The sequence below is a fragment of the Nocardioides sp. CPCC 206348 genome (assembly GCF_048654705.1).
In the GTDB taxonomy this organism is placed as follows: domain Bacteria; phylum Actinomycetota; class Actinomycetes; order Propionibacteriales; family Nocardioidaceae; genus Nocardioides.
On the sequence record NZ_JBMCZA010000064.1, the window covers coordinates 1,360 to 4,362 of the forward strand.

The window sequence follows — 3,003 nt, forward strand, 5'->3', positions numbered from 1 at the left end:
CCCAGAGTGACCGCCTCGACCTACGGACCGGCTCAGGCGTCGGTGTGGATCGGCTGCTTCGGCAGCTTCTTGACCCGGGCCCGGCGCTTCGGACGCGCGGGGATCATCGAGCGCATCTCCTCGAGCTTGCCGAAGCAGAGCAGGCGGTCGTCGGGCTCGAGCACGTGGCGGTCGAACGGGTTCGGGATCACGGTCGTGCCGCGGTGCAGGGTCAGGACGGTGACGTCGAGCTCGCGCAGGCCGGAGTCACCGAGGGTCTTGCCCACGAGGTCCGCGTCGCCGTGGACGACGATCTCCGCGACGCCGTACCCCGTGGAGACCGACAACCGCTCACGCACGTCGATCTGCGGGAAGGCGACCTGGTTGTCGATGTAGTCGATGATCGCGCCGGCGACGTCGAGCTTGGTGGCCATCTCGATGCCCTCGAGGCCCGGGGACGAGTTGACCTCCATGACCAGCGGGCCGTCGTCACCCTCGAGCATGTCGACACCGGCGACCTTGAGGCCCATGATCTGCGCGGCGCGCACCGCGACCTGCTCGTAGGCCGGGTCGAGGTCGACGCGTTCGACGGTGCCGCCGCGGTGGACGTTGGACCGGAACTCGTCACCCTGTGCGACCCGCCGCATCGCAGCGACGACCCGGTCACCGACGACGAGGGCGCGGATGTCGCGACCCCTGCTCTCCTTGACGAAGCGCTGGATCAGCACCTGCTGACGCGTGGACTGGAGCGTCTCGATGATCGCCTCGGCGACCTTCAGCGTGGGCGCGAGGATCACGCCGATGCCCTGGGTGCCCTCGAGGAGCTTGATCACGACCGGCGCGCCACCCACCCGTTCGATCGCGGGGATCACGTCGGCGCGGTCCCAGACGAAGGTCGTCGCGGGCATGCCGATGTTGTGGCGCGACAGGATCTGCGAGGCCCGCAGCTTGTCGCGGGAGTTGCCGATGCCGTTCGCGGTGTTGGGCGTGTAGACGTCCATCTGCTCGAACTGTCGTACGACGGCAGTACCGAAGTACGTGATCGAGTTGCCGATCCGCGGCAGGACCGCGTCGTAGTCCGACAGCTGGCGACCCCGGAACTGCAGGTCCGGATCCTCGCCCGAGAGGTCGATCGCGAACCGGAGCGTGTTGAGGACCTTGACGTCGTGCCCACGGTCGAGCGCCGCCGTACGGAGGCGCTGCGTGCTGTAGGACCGCGGGGCGCGCGAAAGGATGGCGAGCTTCATGATCGACCTGCTTGTTTCCCGACCTGATTGGATGGCCGTGTGGATGCGAGCGTGGTGAGACCCCATTCAAGCAGCCCGCAGGTCACTGCCGGCTGGCGAGAGTGGGTTCGTCTTCCCGGTCTGGGCGTCAACAACGTGAAGGCCAAGCTGGACACCGGCGCCCGCACGTCGGCGCTGCACGCCTTCGACCTCACCGAGTTCGAGCAGGACGGCGCCGAATGGGTCCGGTTCTCGGTGCACCCGTGGCAACGCTCCGCCGAGGACGCCGTCTTCGTCGAGTGCCCGGTGCACGACCGGCGTGTCGTCCGCAGCTCCACCGGCCACGCCCAGGAACGGATCGTCATCCTGACCGACCTCAAGCTCGTGGGTCGCAAGATCACCACCGAGATCACCCTGACCCGTCGTGACGAAATGGGCTTCCGGCTGTTGATCGGGCGCGAGGCACTCCGCCAGGGCTTCGTCGTCGACGCCAGCCACTCGTACCTCGGCGGTCGACCCACACGGCGCGTACGCCGCAGGAACCGGGGGGTCAGCAGTGGCGCGTGAGTCCTTTGCGATCGGCAACGTCCGGGTGCGCGCCGGCTCGTCCAAGGAGGTCGAGCTCCCGATCACGCGTCTCGTGACGGGCGGTGACGTCAGCCTGCCCGTCCGCGTGATCCACGGCCGCGAACCCGGCCCCACCGTCTGGGTGAATGCCGCGATCCACGGCGACGAGGTGCTCGGTGTCGAGGTGATCCGGCGGGCCCTCGCGCCCCTGTCGGCGAAGACGCTGCGCGGCACCCTGCTCGCCGTACCCGTCGTCAACGTCCTCGGCTTCATGACCGGCGACCGCTACCTGCCGGACCGTCGCGACCTCAACCGGTCGTTCCCCGGGTCGTCCCGCGGGTCGCTGGCGAGCCGGATCGCGCACCTGTTCATGACCGAGGTGGTCAGCAAGTGCGACGTCGGCATCGACCTGCACACCGCCGCCGACCGCCGCGAGAACCTCCCCCAGATCCGCGCGGACCTCGACGACCCCCGCACCCGCGAGCTGGCCCAGGCCTTCGGCGCCCCCGTGATGCTGCACGCGAAGCTGCGCGACGGTTCGTTGCGCCAGGCCGCCCGGGACCGCGGCGCCATCGTGCTGCTCTACGAAGCCGGTGAGGTGATGCGCTTCGACGAGGAGCCGATCGCCGTCGGCGTCGAAGGCGTACGACGCGTGCTGACCTCGCTGGACATGATCGACCCCACGACGGCGGACCTCGCCGAGGTCGTCGGGGCGATCGATCCCGTGCCCACACCCGTGGAGGCGCGCGGCAGCGGCTGGGTCCGCGCCCGCGGCACCGGGATCCTGCACCTCGAGGTCGGCCTCGGGGAGTACGTCGAGGTCGGCCGTCGTCTCGGCGGCCTCTCCGACACGTTCGGTCGCCGGGTCCGCCTCGTGCACGCCGACCGGGCGGGCATCGTGATCGGGCTGACCCGGGCGCCGATCGTCAACGCCGGCGATGCGTTGTTCCACATCGCCACCCCTGCTTCGTAGGGCCGACCCATCCGCTGAGCCGTCGGCTCCGAAGCACTCGCATGAAGCTGCGACTGCTGTGGCCCTGGTACGGCGTCCTCGCGACCCTGGTCGGTATCGGACTCGCGCACGCCGTCGCGGCCCTCACCGACCCGGCGTCCTCGCCCGTCCTCGCGGTCGGCTCCGCCGTCATCGACCTGACGCCGACGCCGATGAAGGAATGGGCGATCCGGAACTTCGGCAGCGCCGACAAGGTCATCCTGGTCGGCTCGGTCCTCG

Annotated in this window: 3 protein-coding genes and 2 pseudogenes; 3 read left to right on the forward strand and 2 right to left on the reverse strand. The window is 69.7% G+C overall.

Going from position 1 to position 3,003, the window contains the following annotated elements:
• Window positions 1-32 precede the first annotated feature (32 nt).
• Entirely contained in the window at window positions 33-338 is a 306-nt protein-coding gene (locus ACOADB_RS02195; protein WP_378596304.1) for a cation:proton antiporter regulatory subunit, read from the reverse strand.
• Window positions 339-365: 27 nt separating this feature from the next.
• Window positions 366-1,226, reverse strand: a pseudogene (locus tag ACOADB_RS02200) (RimK family alpha-L-glutamate ligase); the annotation flags it as partial.
• Between the two features lie 51 nt (window positions 1,227-1,277).
• Between ACOADB_RS02200 and ACOADB_RS02205 the strand changes: the two are divergent.
• The 3 genes and pseudogenes from ACOADB_RS02205 to ACOADB_RS02215 all read left to right on the forward strand — a co-directional run.
• A complete protein-coding gene (locus ACOADB_RS02205; RefSeq protein WP_378596274.1) occupies window positions 1,278-1,772 on the forward strand; it encodes an ATP-dependent zinc protease in 495 nt (164 codons plus the stop codon).
• Complete coding sequence (locus ACOADB_RS02210; RefSeq protein WP_378596275.1) at window positions 1,762-2,745, forward strand: succinylglutamate desuccinylase/aspartoacylase family protein; 984 nt, start codon at window positions 1,762-1,764, stop codon at window positions 2,743-2,745. Before ACOADB_RS02205 ends, ACOADB_RS02210 begins: the two co-directional genes overlap by 11 nt.
• 41 nt (window positions 2,746-2,786) lie before the next feature.
• Window positions 2,787-3,003, forward strand: a pseudogene (locus ACOADB_RS02215) (oxidoreductase); the annotation flags it as partial.